This window comes from Streptomyces sp. KL109B (genome assembly GCF_030766935.1).
Taxonomy (GTDB): Bacteria; Actinomycetota; Actinomycetes; order Streptomycetales; family Streptomycetaceae; genus Streptomyces.
On record NZ_JASERL010000001.1, the window covers coordinates 91,734 to 114,604 of the forward strand.

At 72.0% G+C, this 22,871-nt stretch carries 23 protein-coding genes, 1 tRNA gene and 1 pseudogene; 9 read left to right on the forward strand and 16 right to left on the reverse strand.

Annotated elements, in window-relative coordinates; genetic code table 11:
• Window positions 1-99: 99 nt before the first annotated feature.
• From RBJ65_RS00455 to RBJ65_RS00475, 5 genes are all read left to right on the forward strand, one after another.
• The gene (locus tag RBJ65_RS00455; protein WP_306321447.1) at window positions 100-1,389 is read left to right on the forward strand and encodes an MFS transporter; all 1,290 of its coding nucleotides are present in this window, start codon (window positions 100-102) and stop codon (window positions 1,387-1,389) included.
• Window positions 1,390-1,394: 5 nt separating this feature from the next.
• Entirely contained in the window at window positions 1,395-1,799 is a 405-nt protein-coding gene (locus RBJ65_RS00460) for a PPOX class F420-dependent oxidoreductase (protein ID WP_306321446.1), read from the forward strand.
• A gap of 151 nt (window positions 1,800-1,950) precedes the next feature.
• Window positions 1,951-3,348, forward strand: coding sequence for a cysteine--tRNA ligase (gene cysS, locus RBJ65_RS00465; RefSeq protein ID WP_306321445.1), 1,398 nt, complete (start codon window positions 1,951-1,953; stop codon window positions 3,346-3,348).
• 111 nt (window positions 3,349-3,459) lie between these two features.
• The gene (rlmB, locus tag RBJ65_RS00470; RefSeq protein WP_306321444.1) at window positions 3,460-4,413 is read left to right on the forward strand and encodes a 23S rRNA (guanosine(2251)-2'-O)-methyltransferase RlmB; all 954 of its coding nucleotides are present in this window, start codon (window positions 3,460-3,462) and stop codon (window positions 4,411-4,413) included.
• A 101-nt stretch (window positions 4,414-4,514) separates the two neighbouring features.
• Complete coding sequence (locus RBJ65_RS00475) at window positions 4,515-6,137, forward strand: DoxX family protein (protein WP_306321534.1); 1,623 nt, start codon at window positions 4,515-4,517, stop codon at window positions 6,135-6,137.
• Between the two features lie 94 nt (window positions 6,138-6,231).
• On the opposite strand, the gene RBJ65_RS00480 is transcribed toward RBJ65_RS00475, so the two are convergent.
• The 3 genes from RBJ65_RS00480 to RBJ65_RS00490 all read right to left on the reverse strand — a co-directional run bounded on the left by RBJ65_RS00480 (window position 6,232) and on the right by RBJ65_RS00490 (window position 8,856).
• Window positions 6,232-6,987 (reverse strand): nucleotidyltransferase family protein, encoded by a 756-nt coding sequence (locus tag RBJ65_RS00480; RefSeq protein ID WP_306321443.1) that lies wholly within the window; start codon window positions 6,985-6,987, stop codon window positions 6,232-6,234.
• Window positions 6,988-7,038: 51 nt separating this feature from the next.
• A complete protein-coding gene (locus RBJ65_RS00485) occupies window positions 7,039-7,497 on the reverse strand; it encodes a hypothetical protein (protein WP_306321442.1) in 459 nt (152 codons plus the stop codon).
• Between the two features lie 219 nt (window positions 7,498-7,716).
• Entirely contained in the window at window positions 7,717-8,856 is a 1,140-nt protein-coding gene (locus RBJ65_RS00490; protein ID WP_306321441.1) for an ABC transporter ATP-binding protein, read from the reverse strand.
• A 227-nt stretch (window positions 8,857-9,083) separates the two neighbouring features.
• Between RBJ65_RS00490 and RBJ65_RS00495 the strand changes: the two genes are divergently transcribed.
• Window positions 9,084-9,157, forward strand: a tRNA-Thr gene (locus tag RBJ65_RS00495).
• A 53-nt stretch (window positions 9,158-9,210) separates the two neighbouring features.
• Here the strand turns inward: RBJ65_RS00495 and RBJ65_RS00500 are convergent.
• Window positions 9,211-9,792, reverse strand: coding sequence for a helix-turn-helix domain-containing protein (locus RBJ65_RS00500; protein ID WP_306321440.1), 582 nt, complete (start codon window positions 9,790-9,792; stop codon window positions 9,211-9,213).
• 67 nt (window positions 9,793-9,859) lie between these two features.
• Between RBJ65_RS00500 and RBJ65_RS00505 the strand changes: the two genes are divergently transcribed.
• On the forward strand, window positions 9,860-10,558 hold the full coding sequence (locus RBJ65_RS00505; protein WP_306321439.1) for an AzlC family ABC transporter permease: 699 nt from the start codon (window positions 9,860-9,862) through the stop codon (window positions 10,556-10,558).
• Complete coding sequence (locus RBJ65_RS00510; RefSeq protein ID WP_306321438.1) at window positions 10,555-10,893, forward strand: AzlD domain-containing protein; 339 nt, start codon at window positions 10,555-10,557, stop codon at window positions 10,891-10,893. The genes RBJ65_RS00505 and RBJ65_RS00510 overlap by 4 nt, the downstream gene beginning before the upstream one ends.
• Here RBJ65_RS00510 and RBJ65_RS00515 read toward each other — a convergent pair.
• From RBJ65_RS00515 to RBJ65_RS00570, 12 genes and pseudogenes are all read right to left on the reverse strand, one after another.
• A complete protein-coding gene (locus RBJ65_RS00515) occupies window positions 10,859-11,236 on the reverse strand; it encodes a helix-turn-helix transcriptional regulator (RefSeq protein WP_306321437.1) in 378 nt (125 codons plus the stop codon). The genes RBJ65_RS00510 and RBJ65_RS00515 overlap by 35 nt on opposite strands.
• Window positions 11,218-11,970 carry a thioesterase II family protein gene (locus RBJ65_RS00520; protein ID WP_306321436.1) on the reverse strand — a complete coding sequence of 251 codons (753 nt, stop codon included), beginning with the start codon at window positions 11,968-11,970 and terminating at the stop codon, window positions 11,218-11,220. The genes RBJ65_RS00515 and RBJ65_RS00520 overlap by 19 nt, the downstream gene beginning before the upstream one ends.
• Window positions 11,967-12,899, reverse strand: a complete 933-nt coding sequence (locus RBJ65_RS00525; RefSeq protein WP_306321435.1) for a hypothetical protein — start codon at window positions 12,897-12,899, stop codon at window positions 11,967-11,969. The genes RBJ65_RS00520 and RBJ65_RS00525 overlap by 4 nt, the downstream gene beginning before the upstream one ends.
• A gap of 2 nt (window positions 12,900-12,901) precedes the next feature.
• Entirely contained in the window at window positions 12,902-13,177 is a 276-nt protein-coding gene (locus tag RBJ65_RS00530; RefSeq protein WP_306321434.1) for an acyl carrier protein, read from the reverse strand.
• 96 nt (window positions 13,178-13,273) lie between these two features.
• Window positions 13,274-14,458 (reverse strand): cytochrome P450, encoded by a 1,185-nt coding sequence (locus RBJ65_RS00535; protein ID WP_306321433.1) that lies wholly within the window; start codon window positions 14,456-14,458, stop codon window positions 13,274-13,276.
• Complete coding sequence (locus tag RBJ65_RS00540; protein ID WP_306321432.1) at window positions 14,455-15,663, reverse strand: MFS transporter; 1,209 nt, start codon at window positions 15,661-15,663, stop codon at window positions 14,455-14,457. The genes RBJ65_RS00535 and RBJ65_RS00540 overlap by 4 nt, the downstream gene beginning before the upstream one ends.
• 103 nt (window positions 15,664-15,766) lie before the next feature.
• Window positions 15,767-16,978, reverse strand: a complete 1,212-nt coding sequence (locus RBJ65_RS00545; RefSeq protein WP_306321533.1) for an FAD-dependent oxidoreductase — start codon at window positions 16,976-16,978, stop codon at window positions 15,767-15,769.
• 51 nt (window positions 16,979-17,029) lie between these two features.
• Window positions 17,030-19,093: pseudogene (locus RBJ65_RS00550) on the reverse strand (molybdopterin oxidoreductase family protein); the annotation flags it as partial.
• A gap of 81 nt (window positions 19,094-19,174) precedes the next feature.
• Window positions 19,175-19,999 (reverse strand): PAS domain-containing protein, encoded by an 825-nt coding sequence (locus RBJ65_RS00555; RefSeq protein ID WP_306321431.1) that lies wholly within the window; start codon window positions 19,997-19,999, stop codon window positions 19,175-19,177.
• 130 nt (window positions 20,000-20,129) lie between these two features.
• Window positions 20,130-20,840: an SDR family oxidoreductase gene (locus RBJ65_RS00560; RefSeq protein ID WP_306321430.1), complete on the reverse strand. Its 711-nt coding sequence runs from the start codon at window positions 20,838-20,840 to the stop codon at window positions 20,130-20,132.
• Complete coding sequence (locus tag RBJ65_RS00565) at window positions 20,837-21,298, reverse strand: hypothetical protein (RefSeq protein ID WP_306321429.1); 462 nt, start codon at window positions 21,296-21,298, stop codon at window positions 20,837-20,839. The genes RBJ65_RS00560 and RBJ65_RS00565 overlap by 4 nt, the downstream gene beginning before the upstream one ends.
• 22 nt (window positions 21,299-21,320) lie before the next feature.
• Entirely contained in the window at window positions 21,321-21,689 is a 369-nt protein-coding gene (locus tag RBJ65_RS00570) for a cupin domain-containing protein (RefSeq protein ID WP_306321428.1), read from the reverse strand.
• 237 nt (window positions 21,690-21,926) lie between these two features.
• On the opposite strand from RBJ65_RS00570, the gene RBJ65_RS00575 reads away from it, so the two are divergent.
• Window positions 21,927-22,829: a DMT family transporter gene (locus tag RBJ65_RS00575; protein WP_306321532.1), complete on the forward strand. Its 903-nt coding sequence runs from the start codon at window positions 21,927-21,929 to the stop codon at window positions 22,827-22,829.
• Window positions 22,830-22,871 lie beyond the last annotated feature (42 nt).

A 22,871-nucleotide genomic window follows, 5' to 3' on the forward strand; every position in this document is an offset into this window, starting at 1 on the left:
CGCCGCAGGGGCTTGAATGTGTTCACCCGCCGCCGATGCTCGGTACGGCAAGAACAAGCCCCGCCGGCGTTTGAGGCGCGGGGTCCGGGGCGGAGCCCCGTGGCCGTGACCACGGTGCTGCGGGGGCTACCGCCGTACCTACGCCTCCTCACCCTCACCCAGCTCGCCTTCAACATCGGCTTCTATGCCGTGTTGCCCTACCTCGCCACCCACCTCGCCGACAGCATCGGGCTCGCGGGGTGGGCCGTGGGGCTGGTGCTCGGGTTGCGGACGTTCAGTCAGCAGGGGTTGTTCGTGGTGGGGGGAGTGCTCACCGATCGGTTCGGGCCGAGGCCTGTTGTGTTGGTGGGGTGTGTGTTGCGGATCGCCGGGTTCGTGTGGCTCGGGTTCGCCGGGAGTACGGCCGGGGTCGTGGGGGCGGTGGTGCTCGTCGGGTTCGCCGCCGCGTTGTTCTCGCCGGCCGTGGAGTCGGAGACCGCGAGGGAGGCGGTTCGGTACGAGAGAGAGGCCGGGGTTCCCCGGGCTCAGGTGCTTGGAGTGTTCTCGGCGGCCGGGCAGGCGGGGGCGTTTCTTGGGCCGTTGCTCGGGACCGCGCTGCTGTACGTGGGGTTCCGCGCGGCGTGCCTGGCGGGGGCGGTCGTCTTCGTGGGGGTGCTGGCCGGGCATGCCCGGCTGATGCCGAGGCGGGAGCGGGTGCGTACGGACCGGCGACTGCGGGGCGGTGCCCGCACCGTGTTCGCGAACCCCCGGTTCCTCGCGCTCTGCCTCGCGTACAGCGGCTACCTCATCGCGTACAACCAGCTCTATCTCGCGCTGCCGGTGGAACTCACCCGAAGCACCGGCTCCCAGGACGCGGTCGGCCTCCTCTTCGCCCTGTCGTCCGTGCTTGTCGTCGGTGCTCAGCTGCCGGTCACCCGCTGGTCCGCGGCCCGGCTCGCGCCGCGGGACGCGTTGACGGCGGGGCTCGGGCTCGTGGCGGCCGGGTTCGTGACGGTCGCGGCCACGGCCTCGTACGCCCCGAGCCGCACCCCGTACGCGCTGCTGCCCGCCTGCGCGCTGGTCGTGCTGCTCACGGTCGGGCAGATGCTGCTGGTGCCGGCGGCGCGCGGACTCGTGCCCGACCTGGTGGACGAGCGGCACCTGGGGCTCGCCACGGGGGCGCTGTCCTCGGTGTCGGGGCTCGCGGTGTTGGGCGGGAGCGCGGCGACGGGGGCGCTGCTCACGCTGCCCGCGCCCGCCCTGTGGTCGGCGCTCGCGGTGGTGCCGCTGGCGGCGGCGGGGCTCGCCCGTTTCGTGACACCTGTGCGAACAGCGCGCGGAAATCCCGGCCCGCTCGGGTGCGTTCCCCGAGGATCGGGTACGCGCCAACCGTCCCCCGAGAAGGAGTGAGGCCCATGTCGGCCCAGCTGTCCGACGAGCTCAAGGCACTGCTCGACAGCAAGGTGTTCATCGCTGTCGCCACCATCCAGCCCGACGGGAGCCCCCAGGTGTCCCCGGTGTGGGCGAAGCGCGACGGAGACGACGTGCTGTTCTCCACGACCGTCGACCGTCGCAAGACGAAGAACCTGAACGCCGACCCCCGGGTGACGGTCATGGTGCAGCCCGCCGACAACCCCTACGCGTACGCCGAGATCCGCGGCACCGCCGAGATCACCACGGAGGGCGGCCAGGAGCTGATCGACGAGCTGTCGGTGAAGTACACGGGCAAGAAGTACGCCGAGTTCAACCCGACGTCGGCCCAGGACGCCGCACGCGTCGTCGTCCGCGTCCACCCCCGCAAGGTCGTCGGCCGCGTCTAAATCAAGCCCCGCCGGCGTTTGAGGCGCGGGGTCCGGGGCAGAGCCCCGCGACCGCACCCCCGGGTGGGCCCACACCGGCGACGGCCCCCACCCACCGACCCGGCCCAGCCGGAGGCTCATGGCACACCTCCAGGGCTACTACCCTGGAGGGGTGACTATTCGCCTGTACGACACCAGCGCCCGGCAGATCCGTGACTTCGAGCCCCTCACACCGGGCTGTGTCTCGATCTACCTCTGTGGCGCCACCGTGCAGGCCGCCCCGCACATCGGGCACATCAGGTCGGGGCTCAACTTCGACATCATGCGCCGCTGGTTCGCGTACCGCGGGTACGACGTCACGTTCGTACGCAATGTGACGGACATCGACGACAAGATCATCACGAAGGCCGGGGAGCAGCACCGGCCCTGGTGGTCGATCGGGTACGAGAACGAGCGGGCGTTCAACGACGCGTACACCGCGCTCGGTTGCCTGCCCCCGACCTACGAGCCGCGGGCCACCGGGCACGTGACCGAGATGGTCGAGATGATGCGCGGGCTCATCGAGCGCGGGCACGCGTACGAGGCCGACGGGAACGTCTACTTCGACGTCCGGTCCTTCCCCGGATACCTGGAGCTGTCGAATCAGGAGCTCGACAACCTGCTCCAGCCGTCCGGCGAGGGCGAGACCGGCAAGCGCGACCCGCGCGACTTCGCCATGTGGAAGGCCGCCAAGCCCGGCGAGCCCAGCTGGGAGACGCCGTGGGGGCGGGGCCGCCCCGGCTGGCACCTGGAGTGCTCGGCCATGGCCCACAAGTACCTGGGCAGCGCCTTCGACATCCACGGTGGCGGGATCGACCTGATCTTCCCGCACCACGAGAACGAGATCGCGCAGGCCAAGGCCTTCGGCGACGCGTTCGCCCGCTACTGGGTGCACAACTCGTGGGTCACCATGTCCGGCGAGAAGATGTCGAAGTCGCTGGGGAACAGCGTGCTGGTCGCCGAAATGGTCAAGCACTGGCGGCCCATCGTGCTCCGGTACTACCTCGGCACCCCGCACTACCGCTCCACCATCGAGTACAGCGAGGACGCCCTGCGCGAGGCCGACTCGGCGTTCTCGCGGATCGAGGGCTTCGTGCAGCGGGCCACCGAGCTCGCGGGCGGACCCGTCGAGCCCGCCGCCGAAGTGCCGCCCGCCTTCGCCGACGCGATGGACGACGACCTCGGCGTCCCGCAGGCGCTCGCCATCGTGCACACCGCCGTCCGGCAGGGGAACTCCGCCCTCGCCGCCGACGACAAGGAAGCCGTCGTCGCCCGCCTCGCCGAGGTGCGCGCCATGCTCGGCGTCCTCGGCCTCGACCCCCTCGACGAGTCGTGGGCCGGCGCCGGTGACGGTGGCAGTGAGGACCTGACCGGCGTCGTCGACCACCTCGTACGGCTCCTGCTGGAGCAGCGCGAGGCGGCCCGCGCCCGCAAGGACTGGGCCACCGCCGACGCCATCCGGGACCGGCTCAAGGAGTCGGGCCTGAACATCGAGGACAGCCCGTCGGGACCGCGTTGGACCCTCGGCTGACCACGACGGACGGCCGAATGTGCCGCCCGGCGCTCCGGGCGGCACACTTCATAGACGTAACAGACGTACGCACACATCCGTAGACGCATTCACGTAAGAGACAGGTAGGTCATGGCCGCCAACAGCAACCGCCGCATGTCCGGCAAGAAGGGCGCGCAGGTAGGCAGCGGTGGCAACCGGCGCCGCGCCCTTGAGGGCAAGGGCCCGACCCCGCCCGCCGAGATGCGCAAGGGCCACGCCAAGCAGCGCGCCGCGCAGGCCAAGGCCAAGCGCGCCCAGGGCGGCCGTCCGGGCAACCGCACCGGCGGCCCGCGCGGCAAGGCCACCTCCGAGATGGTCGTCGGGCGCAACCCGGTCGTCGAGGCGCTGCGCGAGAACGTGCCCGCCACGACGCTGTACGTGCAGCAGTTCATCGACAACGACGAGCGGGTCCGCGAGGCGCTGCAACTCGCCGGTGAGCGCGGCGGCATCCACCTCATGGAGGCGCCGCGTCCCGAGCTCGACCGCATGACCAACGGGCTCAACCACCAGGGCCTCGTCCTCCAGATCCCGCCGTACGAGTACGCGCACCCGGAGGACCTCGTCGCCGCCGCCTTCGACGAGGGCGACGAACCGCTGATCGTCGCGCTCGACGGCGTCACCGACCCGCGCAACCTCGGCGCCGTCGTCCGCTCCGTCTCCGCCTTCGGCGGCCACGGCGTCGTCGTGCCCGAGCGGCGCGCGGCCGGGATGACGGCCGGTGCGTGGAAGACGTCGGCCGGTACCGCGGCCCGTACGCCGGTCGCGCGCGCCACGAACCTGACGCGCGCCCTGGAGCAGTACAAGAAGGCGGGCGTCGCCGTGGTCGGCCTCGCCGCCGACGGCGAGCACGAGGTCGGCGACCTGGCGGCCCTGGAGGGCCCGGTCGTCATCGTCGTCGGCAGCGAGGGCAAGGGCCTGTCCCGCCTCGTCGGCGAGACCTGCGACTTCCGGGTACGCATCCCGATGCCGGGCGGCGCCGAGTCCCTGAACGCCGGTGTCGCGGCGGGCGTCGTGCTGTACGAGGCGTCCCGCCGCCGCGCCTGATCCCCGCACCCCGGTCCGGGCCCCGCGATCTTTGACGGGGCCCGGACATTTGGGTGGGGCGGAGGCAGTGTCCTAAACACACATCACTCGGTTAGATGAGTGTGGACACCAGAACGCCCCGCACACCCTCGGGTGACCGCACGTCGGGATTCGACGACGGTCCCGCGCTGAGCATGGTGAAGGTTCCGTGCGATCCGGCGCAGGTCATTGTCAACCACGCGAGCTTCCGCGTGCGGCTCCCCACGGCGCAGCAGTCGCAACTCCCGCGCATCTCACGGCACTTGAGCGCCACGGGCGTGGCCGGAGCCGGCGCGGCGACCACCCGCATCCCCGTCATCACCGCCGCAGGGACCCCCGGCGCCCGGCGCCGCCGCCCCGTCGTCATGAACGGCGGAGGCCTCGACACCAGCGGACTCCTCCAGGGCGCACGCCGGTCCGGCGAACCGGACGACGGAGTCGCCACCCAGGTCATCCCGCGCGTCGACGAGCGCGACTTCGCCGACGACCTCGGCCTGTACCGCGACTCGCCCACGGACCCGGCGATGGACCCGGCCCCGGACGCGGCAGCCGACCCGGTCACGGACAGCCCCACCCGGATCCTGCCCCGCATGCGCCAGTCCGGCGCCGCCTTCGAGGAGACCGGCGAGCTCGAACAAATCCCGTACAGAACCGATGAGTTGGGAGACGGACCGCCCGGCGAGACGGACGGCGAGAGCACCGCCGCCCGCCGCTACGGGCCTGTCCGGCACGCCTACTACCCCGGCCGCCGGATGAACCTCGGCGTCGTGCTGCTCCCGCTGCGCGTCTTCCTCGGCTTCATCTCCATCTACGCCGGCATGGGCAAGCTCTGCGACCCCGTCTACTTCGACGGCGGGGAGCGCGGCTCCATGGTCAAGTGGCTGCACTCGCTGCACCCTTGGACCGTCGCCGAACCGCTGCGCGACTGGGCGCTCCAGCACCCCGTCGGCGCCGGGCTCGTCATCGCCTTCCTCCAGGTCATCGTCGGCGTACTCACCGTCCTCGGCCTGTGGCAGCGGCTCGCCGCCTCGGTCGGCGCGCTGCTCTCGGCGGCGCTGCTCGTCACCGTCAGCTGGAAGACCGTCCCCGCCTACGACGCGCCGGACATCATCTACCTCGCCGCCTGGTCGCCGCTGATCATCGCGGGCGCCCCCGTCTACTCGGTCGACGGACGGCTCGCGGGCAGCGCCTGGCGGCGGCTCGGGCCGCGCGCCGCGCTCTGGGACCTGCGCGGGTACGTGCTGCGGCGCGGCGCCGTCGTCGGCACCCTCGTCATCGGTGGCACGCTGCTCATCGGCTCGGTGCTCGGCGGCGCCGTCCGCGATGCCGACCGGGTCACCGCCCCGGGCCCCGGCGACGCGCCGCGCAACGAGGTGCCCGGCTCCCCGCTCCCCTCCGAGCCCGGCAGCCGCTCCCCGCACCACCGCCACTCGCAGAGCCCCTCGGCGTCCAACTCGCCGACGCAGGGCACCACGGCGAGCCCCTCCGGAGCCCCGAGCTCCGCGCGCGCGACCGCGGGCGCCACCAGCGGCACCACGACCACGCCGACCCAGGGCGCCACGGCCGGCCAGGCCCCGCCGCAGCAGACGACGCCGCAGCAGCCCCCGTCGAGCACCGGCGGCTCGCCGAGCTCGGGCGGCAGCACGTCGTCCGGCGGCCAGGGCAGCGAACAACCCGGCCTGGTGGGCGGCCTGTTGGGCGAGTAACGCCCACTACCTACCTGGTTCCGTTACGTGGATGGGGCCCCGCACGAAGCTTCGTGCGGGGCCCCATCCACGTAACGGACCATGAACATCGGCCTCAACGGCCCTGCGCGGCAAGCTCCTTCGCGGCCTCCGTGAGGTCCTTCGCCGTGTCGATCGCCCGCCAGTACGCGCCCTGCGGCAGCTGGAAGCCCGCGAGGCGCTTGGCGCGGGCCAGGCGCGGGAACGTGGTGCGCTCGTGGTCCCCGAGGTCCGGCAGCAGCGAGGCGAACCCGGCGGAGAAGACGTACACGCCCGCGTTGATCAGATACGGGGACGGCGGCGCCTCGATGAAGTCGGTGATGTGGCCGAACGCGTCCGTCTCCACGGCGCCCCACGGGATCCGCGGGCGGGCCAGGGCGAGGGTCGCGGTCGCCTCGCGCTCGTGGTGGAAGTCGGCCATCTCGCGCAGCGAGAACCGCGTCCAGATGTCGCCGTTCGTCGCGTACCAGGGCTCCTGCTGGTGCGGCAGGTGCGCGGCCGCGAACTTCAGGCCGCCGCCGCGGCCCAGCGGCTCCTTCTCGACGACTGTCGTGACCCGCAGCGGCAGCTCGGCCCCGTCCAGCCACTCCTGGAGCACCTCGGCGAGATGCCCGCAGGAGACGACGGCGTCGGTGACGCCCTCCGCGGCGAGCCAGGCCAGTTGATGGCCGATGATCGGCGTACCCGTGCCGGGGATCTCCACCATCGGCTTGGGCCGGTCGTCGGTGTACGGGCGCAGCCGCGAGCCCTGGCCGCCGGCCAGGACCACGGCCTGGGTGGGGCGGTGGGGATACGAGTGCGGGCCGTGCGCGGACGGTTCAGCGGTCGTCATGACCGGAACTGTACGTGCGCACGGCCCGTGCGGCGGTGAGGCCCCGGCGGATCAGGCCCGGAAGCCGGCCACGCCCGAGGCGAAGGAGGTGTCGCAGACGGGGCGCGAGTACGACTGCGCGCGGGCCGGGCCGTACGCCTCTACGGCCGCCCGGCCGAGGGACTTCGCGATCGACATGCAGTGCTTGGCGAGCGACGGGCGCCGGTCGACCTCCTGCTGGAGATGGCTGAGGGCGACGCCGGGGTTCTCCTCCTGGAGTTCCAGGAGCAGCCGGTCGCGCAGCACGTCCTGAGGGGCGCGCGACTTGGCGCGCGCGGACACATCCTGTGAGGAAGCGGTGAGGAGCGAGTTCGAGGAGCTCCCCGACCAGTTGACTCGGGTGACCGCGAGCGTCCCGGAGAGCACCAGCATCACCGGCAGGACGAAGGCGAGCGTACGGGCGGCGCGGCGGGCGGGGCCCCGGCCCCGGGCTCGGCGCGACTTCTGGGTGTAGTTGGCAGAGTGCGTCACGCGAGTGAGCGTAGCGCTCAGTGATGATTTGGAGACATTTCGTCACCCTGATGAGGGACGGAGAACGGGGTTTTGTTGCATACGCGTTGACGAGGTGGGGCCAAATGCCCGAGTTGCCGGGGTATTTGTCGACAATGCCGTGGAACGCGTGAGGGCCCCGCACCGAAGTGCGGAGCCCTCACGGGTGATTGATGGCGCGTCAGGGCGCGTCAGGGTGCGTCAGTCGGAGAGGCGCTCGCCCGTCGACGTCGAGAACACGTGGCTCTCGCCGGCCCGCGGCACGACGTGCAGCTGCGCGCCCTTCTCCGGGACCTGGCGGCCGTTCACACGGACCACGAGGTCCTTGTGCTCGCCGCCGACCTCGGCGGAGCCGTAGACGTAGCCGTCGGCGCCGAGCTCCTCGACCACGTTCACCGAGATCGCGAGGCCCGCCGGGGCGTCCGAGACGTCCTTGGCGAGGGACTTGGCGGCCTCGGCGCCGCCCGCCTCGACGACGTCGAAGTGCTCGGGGCGCACGCCCACGGTGACGGTGCGGTCGCCCTTGTCGGAGGCCGTCTTGAGGGCCTCGCGGTTGACCGGGACGACCGAGTTGCCGAACTTCACGCCGCCGTCGGTGATCGGGACCTCGACCAGGTTCATGGCCGGGGAGCCGATGAAGCCGGCGACGAAGAGGTTGGCCGGGCGGTCGTACATGTTGCGCGGGGTGTCGACCTGCTGCAGCAGACCGTCCTTGAGGACCGCCACACGGTCGCCCATCGTCATGGCCTCGACCTGGTCGTGGGTGACGTAGACGGTGGTGATGCCCAGGCGGCGCTGGAGGCTCGCGATCTGCGTACGCGTGGACACACGGAGCTTGGCGTCGAGGTTCGACAGCGGCTCGTCCATGAGGAACACCTGCGGCTCACGCACGATCGCGCGGCCCATCGCCACACGCTGGCGCTGACCACCGGAGAGCGCCTTCGGCTTGCGGTCCAGGTACTCGGTGAGGTCGAGGATCTTCGCGGCCTCCTCGACCTTCGTACGGATCTCCGCCTTGTTCACGCCGGCGATCTTCAGGGCGAAGCCCATGTTGTCGGCGACGGACATGTGCGGGTACAGCGCGTAGTTCTGGAACACCATGGCGATGTCCCGGTCCTTCGGCGGCAGGTGCGTGACGTCGCGCTCGCCGATGCGGATCGCACCGCCGTTGACGTCCTCGAGACCCGCGAGCATCCGCAGGGAGGTCGACTTTCCGCAGCCGGAAGGACCGACGAGGACCAGGAACTCCCCGTCCTCGATCTCGATGTCCAGGCCGTCGACCGCGGGCTTGGTGGACCCGGGATACACCCGGGTCGCCTTGTCGAACGTGACAGAAGCCATGGCTGTGAAGCCCCCTTCACCGGCAGGAACGTGCCGGACGATCCGTTGTAAAGAAGGTGACCCGCCAAGGCCGATCGCCGCGGCGGGGTAGCACTGGTGTAGTCCACGCGGGTGAACTGCTCGGACCTTAAGCGGCGGGCAGTGGGTTTGTCAGTACCCGGGAGCAGGTGACCTTCGAGGAAATTTTCGAGGGGACCGGGGCCTGTGTTGGTTACACTGCTCGGGCTGCCTCCTTAGCTCAGATGGCCAGAGCAACGCACTTGTAATGCGTAGGTCGTCGGTTCGAATCCGACAGGGGGCTCCGGCGAAGGCCAGGTCACGGAGGTTGTGGCCTGGCCTTTTCGTTGTGCGGGGTCAGATGTGGTCGGAGGCCAACAGGGCGCGGGTCGCGGGTTCCAGGGCCTGGAAGGTGTGCGGCTGGTCGGCGGGGTAGGTGACGAAGTCGCCGGGGGACAGCTCGACGGGGTCGTCGGTGGGGCCGACCAGGGCGCGGCCCGCGGAGAGCAGGACGTGTTCGACGACGCCGGTGGCGTGCGGGGCCGAGTCGCGTGCGGAGCCGGGTTCGGCCTCGATGCGGTAGAGGTCGCGGCGGGCGCCGGGCGGGCAGGCCGACAGCAGGGTCGCGTGGTAGTCGGCCTCGGACGAGGCGACGGTGGCGCCCTCGCCCGCCCTGATCACCTGCACCGGGGTCCTGGGTGGGTCGAGGAGCTGGGAGAACGGCAGATCCAGCGTGGTGCACAGGGCCCACAGCGTCTCCAGGCTGGGGTTGCCCCGGCCCGACTCCAGTTGGGAGAGCGTCGACTTCGCGATGCCCGCGCGCAGGGCGAGCTCGTTCAGGGACAGTCCCGCGATCTCGCGGGCCCGCCGCAGGGTCACTGCGACGGCGTCCAGCGGGGGCTTGGGGGTGGGGTCGTCGCCCCTGCCTGCCTGCGCCATGGTGTTCGCTCCAGAAGTCGATTGTTCGCGTTGACGAACAGCGGTGAGGGTGTTCATTATATCGACCATGTATTCGTTCTGGAAAACACTGGACCGGGCGATGCTGCGGGACATCGCGCTGGTGTGCCTGGCCGTGGGCGTGATCGGGCTCTCCTACGGAGCGATCGCGGCGGCCGCCGGTTTCCCCCTGTGGTTTCCCGTGGTGCTCGGACTGCTGGTCGTAGCCGCGTCGTCGGAGTTCCTGTTCGTCGGGATCATCGCCGCCGGTGGCAGTCCGGTGGCGGCGGTTCTCGCAGGGCTGCTCGTCAACGCCCGGCATCTGCCCTTCGGGCTCTCCGTGCCCGATGTGCTCGGCCGCGGTCCCTGGCGGTTCCTGGGGACCCACCTCATGAACGACGAGACCGTCGTCTTCGCCATGTCCGAGAAGGATCCCGCCCGCGGCCGCGCCGCCTACTGGGCCTGCGGCCTCGGCATCCTGGTGTGCTGGCCGGTCGGGGCGACGATCGGCGGCGTGGCCGGGACCGTCATCGAGGACACCGACGCCTTCGGGCTCGACGCCATGTTCCCCGCCATCCTGCTCGCTCTGATCCTCCCGGCCCTGCGCGCGGAATCCGACAAGCGCCGCGCCGCCCTCACCGGCGCGGTGATCGCCCTCGCCGCCACCCCGTTCCTGCCCGCGGGCCTGCCGGTGCTGCTCGCTCTGGTCGGTCTCGTGACGACCGCCGTCCCCGGAAAGGCCGGAAAGGCCGGAAAGGTTCTGCGATGAATACGTCCCTGATGCACAGCCCGGGCGTGCTGCTCATTTCCGCCGTTGTGCTGGCCGCCGGCACCTATGCCTTTCGCCTCGCGGGCCCGATGCTCCGCTCACGGCTGACGTTTCCGCCGCACGTGGAGCGGCTGATGGAGACGTCCGCGATCGTGCTGCTCGCCTCCCTCGTCGCCACCACCGGGCTGATGGAGGGGCATGGGATGGCCGGGGTGGCCAGGCCGGCGGGTGTGGCCGTGGCGGGCGTGCTGGCCTGGCGCAAGGCCCCGTTCCTGGTGGTCGTGATCGGGGCCGCCGCCGTCACCGCGCTGTTGCGCCTGGCCGGTGTGGAATGAGACCGGGTGCCGGGGCGAAGGGCGGGCCTTCGGCGAGGGTCGCGGGGCGGGACCAGGCGAAGGCGACGATGCCCGCCTGCAGCCGTGATTCGAGGCGCAGCTTGGTCAGGACCTGGGCCACGTGAGCCTTCACCGTGCGTTCCGTGATGGCCAGTTGGCGGGCGATCCTGCGGTTCGAGGCGCCCTCACCGAGGGTCTTGAACACCTCCAGTTCGCGCTCGGACAGCGTGGCGATACGGGTGAAGACGGTGCGCCAGTCCTCCTGCGCCACGTCCGGCGGCGTGGCGGCTGCGGGATGCGTGGCGGCTACGGGATACGTGACGGCTACGGGATAGGCGTGCACGGGATCTCTTGCCTCCTGTCGGTGACCGGTGCCGTGCGCGGGGCGATGGCGGATGCCAGCGCCCGCGCCTGCTGCTCCAGGTAGAAGTGGCCCCCGGGGAAGGGGAGGAGTTCGTGGCGGCCGGTGGTGTGGGCCTGCCACGAGGTCAGCTGCCGCGTGGTGAAGATGTCGTCCGTGCCGCACACCGTGACGATGTCCGCGCGGGTGGCCGCGTCGCGGTGGCCGCGCAGGAAGGTGTCGGTCAGCGCGAAGTCGGAGCGCAGCAGCCGCGCCGTCTGCGGCCCGAGCATGGGGTGTTCGCGGATGCGGGGGTCGATCCTGCCGCCCGCCCGCCGGGCCATGGCGTACGTCTGCTCGTCGTCGAGGAGCAGCGGCGGGTGCTCGCTGGGCAGGGCGGCGCAGCGGGGCGCCGCGTTCGAGGAGGCGAACAGGGTGGTGCAGCGCGCGCTCCCCCGGCGTTCGTCGAGCGTGGCGGCGAGGGCGAGGCCCAGGTAGGCGCCCAGGCTGTGGCCGAAGACGACGAAGTCGCCCTCGAACCGGTCCGTGGCGTGCAGAAGGTCGGCGACGGCGTCCTCGATGGTGGTGACCGGCGGCTCGCGCCAGCGCCGGCCGCGGCCGGGCAGCTCCCAGGCCAGCGGTGCGACGGTGTCGGGCAGCGCGTCGATCAGCTCGTGGAAGATCTGCGCCGAGCCTCCCGAGTGGTGCAGGAGCAGCAAGGGGGTGGGAGCCGTCATATGTCGCCCCCGTCGGCCGCTGCTTCCGCCCCGTCGGCCGTCGCTTTCGCCCCGTCGGCCGCCGCTTCCGCCCCTTCGGCCGCCACGTCCGCGCCCGCCTCGCGCACCGCGCGTACCGCCGCTTCCGCGTCGCCCTTGTAGGCGGCCAGCAGCATGTGCGTCCAGCGTTCGAGCCCGGCGCCGAGGCACGCGGAGTAGGCGTACTCGCCCTCGGGGCCGCGGATGTCGCAGCGCTCCCCGAAGAAGTTGCGGTGCAGGTTGACGGACGACACGGCGAGGTCACCGCCGAAGACCAGTTCCTCCTTGACCTTCGACATGCGCTGCATCAGGCTCCGGCCGCCGCCCGCGTCGAAGAACGGGTCGGAGGCGGGCCGCAGTTCGGCTTCGAGGTCGAGGCGGGCCACGATCGCCGTCAGCCACCGCTTGCCGCGCCGCGCGAACTCCTGCGCGGACCGCTGGGTGCCGATGTGGATGACCTCGCGCATCTGGAACGTACGCAGCCTGCGCAGCGACTCGTAGTACGACTCCGCGCGCGAGCACAGCGCACGCGTGGTGAGCAGCACCGGTGCGTCGAGGCGGGCGCCGCTGTGCGCGAAGTACGCGCCGTAGCAGCCGGCCGAAGGCAGCACGAGCGAGGTCGACTTGAGGTGCCGCTGCTGGATGTCGCCGTCGGCGTACTCCTTCGCGGCGTCGGCGTCGAGGGTCGCCACCGAGTGGGCCAGGTGCGGGAAGTTGGTGAAGTAGTCGATCCGCGCGAGGTCGCTTGCCTCGACCATGGCGGGCAGCGCGACGGGCTCGGCGCCGATGCCGCGGCCCCACTCCGTGACCAGCTCGTCGACGGCGTCGAGGACGGCGACCTCGGGGCCGCGCAGCAGCGGGAGTCCGGCCGAGGCGGCGCGGGTGGAGGCGGCGATGGGGGTGGTCGTCATGGTCACTCTCCTGTGGTGAGCACGGGGGCGAGGTGCCGGTCGACGATGGAGCGCAGCGTGCGGAAGGAGTCGATGTCCATGTCGTCGGGCGGTATGGGGGCGCCGCGCAACTCCTCGATGAACAGCAGGAATTCGACGAACTGCAAGGACGTCACGGATCGGGTCTCGATGATGTCGAGGTCCTCGGCGATCTCTCCCGCCTCGGGGTTCGTCGCCTGGATCCAGTCGGTGAGGTGGGTCATGAGGGCGCTGCCGGTCATGGGTGGGGTGCTGGTCATGAGTGCCTCCGGGAGGGGAGAGAAGGGAAGGTGCGGGGGCTGTCAGGTGAAGGTCACGGTTCAGGTGAAGGTCACGGTTCAGGTGAAGGTCACGGTTCAGGTGAAGGTCACGGTGAGGTCGGGGGCGTGCCGGAAGGAGTGGCCGCGCTCGGTGTCGGTGCCGGGCACGACCGTGACCTCGCGGAAGCGGGTGGCGATGCGCTCGCAGAGCTCCGCGAACTCGGCCTCGGCGAGGTTCATTCCGGGGCAGGCGTGCGGTCCGGTGGCGAAGGCCAGGGAGGCGCGCTCCTCACGGTCCGGGTCGAAGGTGTCGGGGCGGCCGAAGACGGCCGCGTCGCGGCCCGCCGCCCCGAGGGAGAACAGGAGGGGGTAGCGGCGCCGGATGTCGGTGCCCGCCAGGGTGAAGTCCCGCTCGGCGAAGCGCAGTACGGAGTGGACCGGCGGGCGAAGCCGCAGGATCTCGCGGATCACACGGAGCGCGCCGTCCCGCGTGCGGCACCGGTCGAGGGCGCCGGGCAGGGTGGCGAGCCCGTGCACGATGTTGGTGATCGCGGCGATGCTGGTCTCGGTGCCGGCCAGCAGGACGAGCAGCAGCGTCGCCAGGATGTCGGGCACGTCGAACGGGTCGGAACCCTCCCGCATGGCGTCCAGGATCCGCCGGGTCATGCTGTCGGGACCGATGGCGTCCTGCGAGACGATGCCGCGCAGATACGCCTCCACGACCCCCTTGGCGTGCCGCACGTCGGCCGAGGTGTCCGGGGGGTAGTCCAGGGTGCGGGCGATGGGCCGCATCTGCGTGTACAGCCAGTGCGCGTCGCTCTGGGGGAGGCCCATGAGGCCGCACATCAGCCGGTAGGGCACGGCCGCGGACAGCCGCTCGACCACGGCAGTGGGCTCTCCCGGCTCGATGGAGTCGACGGCCTCCCGTACGAGCGGCACGATCGCGGTGGGCAGATAGGAGCGCACGGCACGCGCGGCGAGCAGCGGCGCGATGTGCCGGCGGAACGTCCGGTGGGCCGCCCCGTCCAGGTCGAGCAGATTGCGGCCGAAGGTGCGGCGGCTGGTGCGCAGCGGGTAGTCCGCGACGACGCACTCGTGGGCCAGGCCCTCCTTGACCGCTTCGTGGCCCACCACGACATAGCAGTTGGCGGCGGCCGAGAAGTGCACAGGACCGGCCGCGCGCAGGGCCGCGTACGCCTGCCAGGGGTCGTTCTGGAAGTCGGGGGAGTGGTAGTCGAAGAGGTCGGCCACGGCGGGCGTCTGTGTTCCGGTCGGGGTCACGCGCGGCTCTCCTCGCTCTCCCGGTCGGCGGGCCGGGACGCGACCGGCGACGCGGCACGTCGGCGCGGGTCGGTCAGGAGGAACGCGCAGACGACGGCCACCAGGACGGCGCCGAGCACCACCAGGAAGACGGGGCGCAGCCCGTGCGCGTCGGCGAGCGTCCCGAACAGCGGTGACGCCAGGCCGCCCACCGACATCGCGAGGCCGAGCGTCAGACCGCTCGCGGTGCCCGGACGGGTGGGCAAGTAGTCCTGCCCCAGGGTGACTTGGGGTGCGAACGGAAGGAACAGGGCGATGCCGCACAGTGCGGCACACGCGATCAGGAAGGGCAGCGAGGGCGCCCAGACGATCCCGGCGAGCGCGACGGCGCTCAGTACGTAGCCGCAGCGCACCGGCACGAGCCGGCCGAAGCGGTCGGCCGCCCAGCCGCCGAGCAGGGTGCCGACCGCTCCGGAGAAGGTGAAGGTGGTCAGCGTCGCGGCGGCCATCGCGGTGGAGGCGCCGACGTCGCTGCGCGCGTACAGGGAGATCATCGCGGTGACGGTGACGTACGGGACCGACCACATGACCATGACCGCGACCAGGCGCGCGAAGGCCGCCCAGTCGTCCTTGGCCTCGGCCGTGCCCGCCGCGGTCGCGGAGGCGGCGGCTGGCGCGACGGCGGGACGGGACCAGTCCTTCTTGGCCAGCCACAGCAGGACCATGGCGAGCGCGGGCGCGGCGAGCAGCCAGCCGGCGCCGAGGCCGAGGCCGCCGACGACCAGCGTGACGAAGGCCGGTGCGAGGGAGGCGCCGAGCGTGCCGCCCACCGCGAAGACGCTCATGGCCTTCTGCGAGGAGCCGCCGGCCTGCCGGGCCTGGCTGGTGGCCGGCGGGTGGTAGGCGCCGATGCCGACACCGGCGGCGGCCACGCACAGCCAGGTCAGCCAGTAGTTGTCCACCATGGCGGCGGCCGAGACGCCGAGCGCCGCCAGGGTGAAGCCCGCCGGTGCCAGCCAGGGGCGTGACCTGCGGTCGGCGAGGATGCCGAAGAACGGCTGGAGCACGCTGGAGATGCCCGCCACGGCGAGGGCGATCCCGGACACCGCCGCGTAGCTGTAGTGGCGTTGGGTCATCAGGAACGGCAGGAGTGCGGGCACCGCGCCCTGATAGAGGTCGTTGACGGCATGGGTTCCCGCCAGGAACCCAAGTCGGCCCTTTTGCACGCTGGTTCTCTCCTTGCTGCGGTCGACTGCTCTGGTCGACTGCTTTGGTCAACTGCTTTGGGTACGGGGGTACTTGGGTACGTGGGTACTTGGGTACGTGGTGTCATCTCGCCGCGGCCCGTGCGGCGCCCAGGAGCTTCAGGCGGGGCGGCACGTCGGGGGCGCTGAACTCGGGGGCGGGCTCCCCCAGCAGTTCGCGGGCCACCAGGTCCGCCATCCGGTAGCCGGGCGCGACCAGGCCGTGGCAGCGTCCGGCCACCGCCGCGCATTCGCCGATCGCCCGGACGCGGGGGTCGTCGGTGCGGCAGTGCCGGTCGACGAGGAACCCGCCGCGCTCGCCGCGCGCCAGGCCCGCGGCCTCGGCCAGCTCGTCGGCGGGCACGATGCCCGCGGCGAAGACGACGAGGTCGGCGGGCAGGACCCGGCCGTCGGTGAGTTCGACGCGGCCGACCACTCCGTCGGGCCCCGCGGCCAGCCGCTCGATCCCGACCCCGCAGTGCAGGCCGAGGCCGAGTCCTTCGCGCAACTCCTGTGCGAGGGCGTGCGCCTGCCCGGCGTCGAGCTGCCCCGCCATGAGGTGCGGGGCCCGCTCCACCACCTGCGGTACGAGACCGAGGCCGCGCAGCGCGCTCGCCGCCTCCAGGCCGAGCACCCCGCCGCCGACCACCACGCAGGGGCGGCCCGGGGCAGCGGCGGCGCGGATGGCGTCGAGGTCCTCGAAGGTCCGGTACACGAAGCAGCCGGCCGGCCGCCGGCCCGGCAGTGGCGGTACGAAGGGGTGCGAGCCCGTCGCCAGGACCAGGGCGTCGTAGCCGACCGTGTCGCCGTGGGACGTGCGCACGGTGCGTGCCGCCCGGTCCACCCCGACGACCTCGCAGCCGCGCCGGACGACGACCGCCGGGTCGGCGAGCACGGCGTCGGCGGCCAGGGTCAGGTCCTGGGCGCTGCGGCCGTCCAGGTACGAGGAGAGCGAGACCCGGTCGTAGGCGGGGTGCGGCTCCTTGCCGAGGACGGTGATGCGCCACTGACCTGCCTGGTCGCGGGCGTGCAGGGTGGTCACCAGGCGGTGGCCGACCATGCCGTTGCCGACCACGACGAGGGTGCGTCGTTCCCCGGGTCCGACCCGCCGGGGCCGGGGCGCCGGTACGGACGGGGTGGGTCCTTCGAACCGTGCCACCAGGTCGCGCACGTCCGGCTCGCAGCCGCCGCAGCCCGTGGTGGCCCGGGTGAGCGCCGCCAGGGCCTCGACCGAGCGGGCGCCGTCGCGCCAGGCGTCCTCCAACCGCCGCCGCGACACGTTGTTGCACAGGCACACGACGGGGTCGGGGCGGGCGGCAGGGGCGGGTCGCGCCGCCGTGCGCGCGTCCGGGCAGGGCGTGATCCGGACGGCGCTGAGCTTGAACTCCGGCATCCCGCTGTGCGGGTCGAGCCCGGCGCCCGTCAGCAGGTTGGCGCGTCCTTCGGCGGCGAAGTGGAACGGCACGAAGACCGTGTCGCGGCGGATGGAGTCCACCAGGCGGGCCCGCGCCCGCATGCTGCCGCGGGCCGACGTCACCTCCGCCAACTCACCCTCGTACAAGCCGAGTTGGGCGGCGGTGTCGGGGTGCAGTTCGACGAAGACCTCGGGCTCGGCTTCGCGCAGCGCCGCCACCCGCCGGGTCTGCGCCCCCGACTGGTAGTGCGCCAGGACCCGGCCGGTGGTGGCCCGCAGCGGGAAGGCGGCGTCCGGGCGCTCGCCAGCTCCGTCCGGGGCGACCGGCGTGAAGCGGGCCCTGCCGTCCGGGTGCGCGAACGCGTCGAGGAACAGTCGGGGCGTACCGGGGTGGTCCTCCCGCGGGCAGGGCCAGTGCACCGACTCGCCGCGGTCCAACCGCTCGTACGTCACGCCGCTGTAGTCGGCGGCGGCGCCGCGGGTGGCGCGGCGCAGTTCGTCGAAGACGGCGTGCGGCGCGGTGGGGTAGTCCTCGGCGTCCTCGTCGAGCCGCACCGCGAGCCCGCGCAGCACCTCCAGGTCGGTGCGCACGTCAGGCGGCGGATCGAGGAGACGGCGCCTGCGCAGGACCCGGCCGTCCAGGCCCGTGAGGGTGCCCTCCTCCTCGGCCCACTGGGCCACCGGCAGGACCACGTCGGCCAGTTGGGCGGTCTCGCTGGGCACGAAGTCGGCCACGACGAGCAGGTCGAGGGCGGCGAGCCGGTCCGCGACGTGCCCGGCGTTCGGTGCGGAGACGAGCGGGTTGGTGCCGAACACCAGGAGCGCGCGCGGCCCTTGGGGCGTGCCGAGCGAGTCGAGGAGTTCGTACGCGCTCGGCCCCGCGCCCGGCAGCCGCTCCTCGGGCACCTTCCACACCTCGGCGACATGGCGGCGCGCGGCGGGGTCGGTGATGGAGCGGTAGCCGGGCAACTGGTCGCTCTTCTGGCCCATTTCGCGGCCGCCCTGGCCGTTTCCCTGGCCGGTCAGGCAGCCGAACCCGGAGCCCTCGCGGCCGGGGAGGCCGAGCGCGAGGGCCAGGTTGGCGAAGGCGGAGACGGTGTCCGTGCCGTCGCGGTGCTGCTCGGCCCCGCGCCCGGTGAGCAGGTAGCGGTTCCTGGCGCGGGCGAGCATCCGGACCGCCGCGCGCTGCTCCTCGACCGGTACGCCGGTGACCTCGGCCACCCGCTCGGGCGGCCAGTCGGCGCAGCCTGCGCGCACCGCGTCGAATCCGCTGGTGCGCTCCTGCACGTACGCGTCGTCGACGAGCGAATCGGCGATCGCGAGGCTCAACAGGCTGAGGGCGAGCGGGAGATCGGTGCCGGGCGCGGGCCGCAGATGGAGGGCGGCGCGGCGCGCGGTGGGGGTGCGCCTGGGGTCGATCACGATCAGGTCGGGGCGCTCCAGGTGGCGCATGAGCGGCGGCATCGTCTCCGCCGGGTTGGCGCCCGCGAGCAGGACGACGTCGGCCCGCCCGAGGTCCGTGACCGGAAAGGGCAGGCCCCTGTCGAGGCCGAAGGCGCGGCGGGCGGCGGCGGCCGCCGCGGACATGCAGAACCGGCCGTTGTAGTCGATGCGCCGGGTGCCGAGGGCGAGCCGGGCGAACTTGCCCAGGAGATAAGCCTTTTCGTTGGTCAGCCCGCCGCCGCCGAGCACGGCCACCGCGTCAGGGCCGTGCTCGGCCCGCAGCGCCCGCAGGGTCCGGGCCACCCGGTCCAGCGCCTCGTCCCACCCGGCGGTGCGGGACGGCCCGCCCCTCGTCTCCCGCAGCAGGGGGTGGCGGACGCGGTCGGCGACGTCGAGGAGGGCGGGCGCGGTCCAGCCCTTCTGGCACAGGCTGCCCTGGTTCACCGGATGGTCGCGGGGGCGCACGGTGGTGCGTCCCGCCGCGTCCCGGTCGAGCGCGGTCGCGCACTGCAGGGCGCAGTACGGGCAGTGGGTGTCGGTGGATCGCCGTGCCACTGCGAACTCCTGGAAGTCGGGGGACGAGGGGGAGAGCGGACAGGGCGGGGCGGTGGCCCCGCCCTGTCGGGGGCGGCAGGCTCAGAAGGAGAGTTCGAGCGGGGTCACGCGGTCGCGCTGCCGGGTGGGCTCGTTGTCAGGGAAGACGAAGCACCGGGTGTTCTTGAGGGTGCCGTTCTCGACGTTCGCGGTGGAGAAGATGACGACCGGGACGCGCTTGTCGGAGTTCAGGAAGTCCGCGCGGAAGTCGATGATCGGGGCGTCCTCGTCCCAGCGGCCGAGGAAGTCCTCGACGATCTCCTTGTCCGCGTAGATGTGGCGGATGTGGTGGCCCACATACGTGTCGGGGGCCTGCGTGGCACCGACGATCGCGATGTCCTTCCAGTTGGCGTGCGCGACGGTGCCGTCCTCCTCGATCAGGTGGATGGCGACCGGGCAGTGGTCGTAATAGCCGCGCAGCAGCGCCACGTCCTGCTCGGTGACCGGCGTGTACGCGGCGTCGTGGGCGTCGACCCGGGCGATCCACGCCTTCGCGGTGGTCGGCTCCTGCGGGGACGCCTTGTCGGACGGCGCCGGGTGCGTGGTCACCGGGCGCAGCGCCCAGAACCCGTACGACGCACCGTCGACCTGGCCGAAGCCCAGGTTGGCGAAGCCCTCGGGGAACGTGGTGTCACGGAAGCGCACGGCGCGGTTCTCCACGACGGAGCGGGCGGCGAGCAGGGCCGCGTAGTCGTCCACACCGAGGGTGTCGACGAGCCGGCTGCCGGCCGCAGAGCCGTCCGCGAGGAGCTCCTTCGCCGCCTTGTTCGCCAGTACGACACGGCCGTCGGCGTCGGTGACGATCATGCCGGGGGAGGCCCAGTTGAACAGGTCGACGAGCTGCTGCGGAGAGGGGTGAGTGGGCATGGGGGAACCTCGATTCGCTGAACGCGGAACAGGGATGAGTGCAGGTGAAGAGGGATGAGTGCAGGTGGAGAGGGATGAGTTCAGGTGAAGAGGGATGAAGAGAGATGCGGGGGACGGACGCGGGGCGTCGTCAGGAGGCCTTGCGGCTGTAGTTGAAGATCTGGCCGGTGGGGCCGTTCGCCGGGAACTCGGCGAGGTCCACGATCCACCGGGCCACGGCGGCCACGGGCTTGAGCCAGTCGGTCCGGTACCCGGAGTTGAGCAGCCCGAGGAAGCGGTCGCCGCCGGCTCCGACCGTCATGGCGGTGGCGACGGGGCCCGGCCGCAGTTCGTTGGCGACGACGCCGTCGTCGGCGAACTCCACGGAGCAGGAGCGCATGAGGGTGGTCAGGGCGGACTTGCTCGCGGCGTAGGACCAGCGCTCCGGCGCGTCCCCGCCCGCGGTGGAGGACCCGACGAAGGTGAGCGAGCCGCCGCGGGTCCGCAGCAGCGGGGCGGTGGCCTGGACGAGGTGCAGCGCGGTGGCCACGTTGGTGGTGTAGGTGTCGGAGGCGGTCCCCCAGTCGACCTCGGTCAGTGGGCAGGGCTCCGGTGCCAGACCGGAGTTGAGGACCACCGCGCAGCGGCCGGGGCCTTCGCGTCCCGCGAGGTGCGCGAGGGCGGTGTGCACGGAGTCCGCGTCACGCAGGTCGACGCGTCGGTCGTGGTACGCCTCATGGGCGTCGAGGTCGGCGTTGCCGCGCCGCGAAAGCCCGGTGACCTCGTATCCGCGGCGCAGGAACTCCTCGGCGACGGCGGCGCCGATTCCGGAGGAGGCGCCTGAGACGACGGCGGACGTCACAGGATCCTGCCTCTCACTGCCAGGGCGACGATCCGGGCGAACAGCCGCATGGCCGTGTCCCATTCGTCCCGGGTGAGGCCGAGGGTGTCGGTCGCGTCGTACCGGGCGCTCAGCCGCCCCTGGGCGCCGTCGGCTCCGGCGAGAAGGAAGACGCACTCGGACCCGGGCTCGGACTCGGGCTCGGACTCGGACTCGGGCTCGGACTCGGGCTCCGGGTCCACGGGTTCCGCTGCGCCGCGCGGATCGGTGCGCAACGCCGTGCCGTCGAACTCCAGCCGTACGTCCGCGCTGAAGTGGCGTCGGATCAACTCGAAGGCGAGCTCCAGGCGTCGGGCCTGCTCCGGTTCCTCGCTCAGGCGCTGGAGCAGGCTGATCGCCGCCTCCAGGAGCCGGTCGAGCCGGCGCTTGCCCTGGACGTAGTCGAGGACGACCGAGACCTGTCCGGTGGGGGCGCTCACGGGACTCATCCGCCTGCCCCGCTCAGTCGAAGCGCAGGGCGGAGGGCACCAGCGTGCCGGGCATCAGGTCGAGTCGGCCGGGCGCGGACAGCTCGTAGAGGACGGCGCCCTCCTCGCCGATCTGCGTGATCGTGTGGCGCACTCCGGCCGGGATGAACGCCGCGTCGCCGGCGCGCAGTTCGTACTCGGTGCCGTCCTCGACGAAGTTGACCGCGCCGGAGACGACGACCACCCACTGCTCGTTGTGGTGCCAGTGCGGGGTCAGGTCGGGGCGGCCGGGCTGGTCGGCGACGACCCGCATGCACGACATCTTGCTGCCGACCGCGAGATGCCGGGACATCTTCGTCTCGTCCATCGGCAATTCTCCGAGCCCGGCCCAATCGATCTTCATGTTCTGCCGCCTCCTGGTTCTCGGTGTCTCGTGGGAACGGCAGGAACACTACGTCCGCCGGAGCGAAGGCCGGAGAAGTTGCTCGGCAGTCATTCAACTTCAAGGAGTCTGCCGGGAGTTAGCGGATTGAGGGGCGAATGGGCGGTGGCTCCGTGTAATGATCAACGAAATGGTACGGCCGCCCCGGCGGAGCACGAGAGAAAGGCAATTGTGAGTCGTACGAAGGAAAGCACAGGGATATCCGAGGCCGTATCGCCCGCACGGGACGCGGACCCCCGTGTGCTCGTCGCGGCGGCGGTCACCGTGGTGCTGTGGGCATCGGCTTTCATCGCCATCCGCAGCTCAGCCACGCACTTCGGGCCGGGTTCGCTGGCTCTGGGGAGACTGCTGGTGGCGGGCGCCGTTCTTGGTGGCGTCCTGTTGGCGCGCCGTGAGGGATTCCCACCGCGGGCGGCCTGGGCGGGAATTGTCGCGTCCGGCCTTCTGTGGTTCGCCGCGTACATGTTCGCGCTGAATTGGGGGGAGCGCGAAGTGGATGCCGGTACGGCCGCGATGATCGTCAATGTGGGGCCGATCCTGATGGCGATCCTCGGGGGCTGGCTTCTCAAGGAGGGTTTTCCGGGCAAGTTGATGGCGGGCCTCGCGGTGTCGTTCGCCGGCGCCGTGGTGGTCGGTATCGCGACATCCGGTGGCGGCGGTTCATCGGCCACCGGCGTGCTGCTGTGTCTGGCCGCGGCGATCACGTATGCGCTGGGCGTGGTGTTGCAGAAGCCCGCGCTGAAGCACGCGAGTCCCCTTCAGGTGACGACGTTCGGTGCGCTCGTCGGGGCCGTCGCCTGTCTGCCGTTCGCGGGCCAGTTGGTCTCCGAGGTGGGCCGGGCCCCCGTCCTCGCCACCGCGCAGGTCGTGTACCTGGGCGTGTTCCCGACCGCCCTCGCGTTCACCACGTGGGCCTACGCCGTCTCCCGCACCACGGCCGGGAAGATGGGCGCCACGACGTACGCGGTGCCGGTCATCGTCGTCCTCATGTCCTGGCTCTTCCTCGACGAGGTACCCACTCCGCTGGCCCTGGTCGGTGGCCTGCTGTGCCTGTGCGGAGTCGCGGTGTCCCGGATGCGAACCGCTGATCCGCGTCGCTGATCCGTGTCGCTGATCCGCGCCGCCGATCTGGACGGATGGTGA

Bases quoted from the DNA above. Each gene is read 5' to 3' on its own strand.
- RBJ65_RS00505 (WP_306321439.1), top strand. From the start codon at position 9,860: ATGTATTCGTTCTGGAAAACACTGGACCGGGCGATGCTGCGGGACATC.
- RBJ65_RS00510 (WP_306321438.1), top strand. From the start codon at position 10,555: ATGAATACGTCCCTGATGCACAGCCCGGGCGTGCTGCTCATTTCCGCC.
- RBJ65_RS00525 (WP_306321435.1), bottom strand. From the start codon at position 12,899: ATGACGACCACCCCCATCGCCGCCTCCACCCGCGCCGCCTCGGCCGGA.
- RBJ65_RS00490 (WP_306321441.1), bottom strand. From the start codon at position 8,856: ATGGCTTCTGTCACGTTCGACAAGGCGACCCGGGTGTATCCCGGGTCC.
- RBJ65_RS00555 (WP_306321431.1), bottom strand. From the start codon at position 19,999: ATGCCCACTCACCCCTCTCCGCAGCAGCTCGTCGACCTGTTCAACTGG.
- RBJ65_RS00460 (WP_306321446.1), top strand. From the start codon at position 1,395: ATGTCGGCCCAGCTGTCCGACGAGCTCAAGGCACTGCTCGACAGCAAG.
- RBJ65_RS00570 (WP_306321428.1), bottom strand. From the start codon at position 21,689: ATGAAGATCGATTGGGCCGGGCTCGGAGAATTGCCGATGGACGAGACG.
- RBJ65_RS00530 (WP_306321434.1), bottom strand. From the start codon at position 13,177: ATGACCAGCACCCCACCCATGACCGGCAGCGCCCTCATGACCCACCTC.
- RBJ65_RS00500 (WP_306321440.1), bottom strand. From the start codon at position 9,792: ATGGCGCAGGCAGGCAGGGGCGACGACCCCACCCCCAAGCCCCCGCTG.
- RBJ65_RS00480 (WP_306321443.1), bottom strand. From the start codon at position 6,987: ATGACGACCGCTGAACCGTCCGCGCACGGCCCGCACTCGTATCCCCAC.
- RBJ65_RS00520 (WP_306321436.1), bottom strand. From the start codon at position 11,970: ATGACGGCTCCCACCCCCTTGCTGCTCCTGCACCACTCGGGAGGCTCG.
- rlmB (WP_306321444.1), top strand. From the start codon at position 3,460: ATGGCCGCCAACAGCAACCGCCGCATGTCCGGCAAGAAGGGCGCGCAG.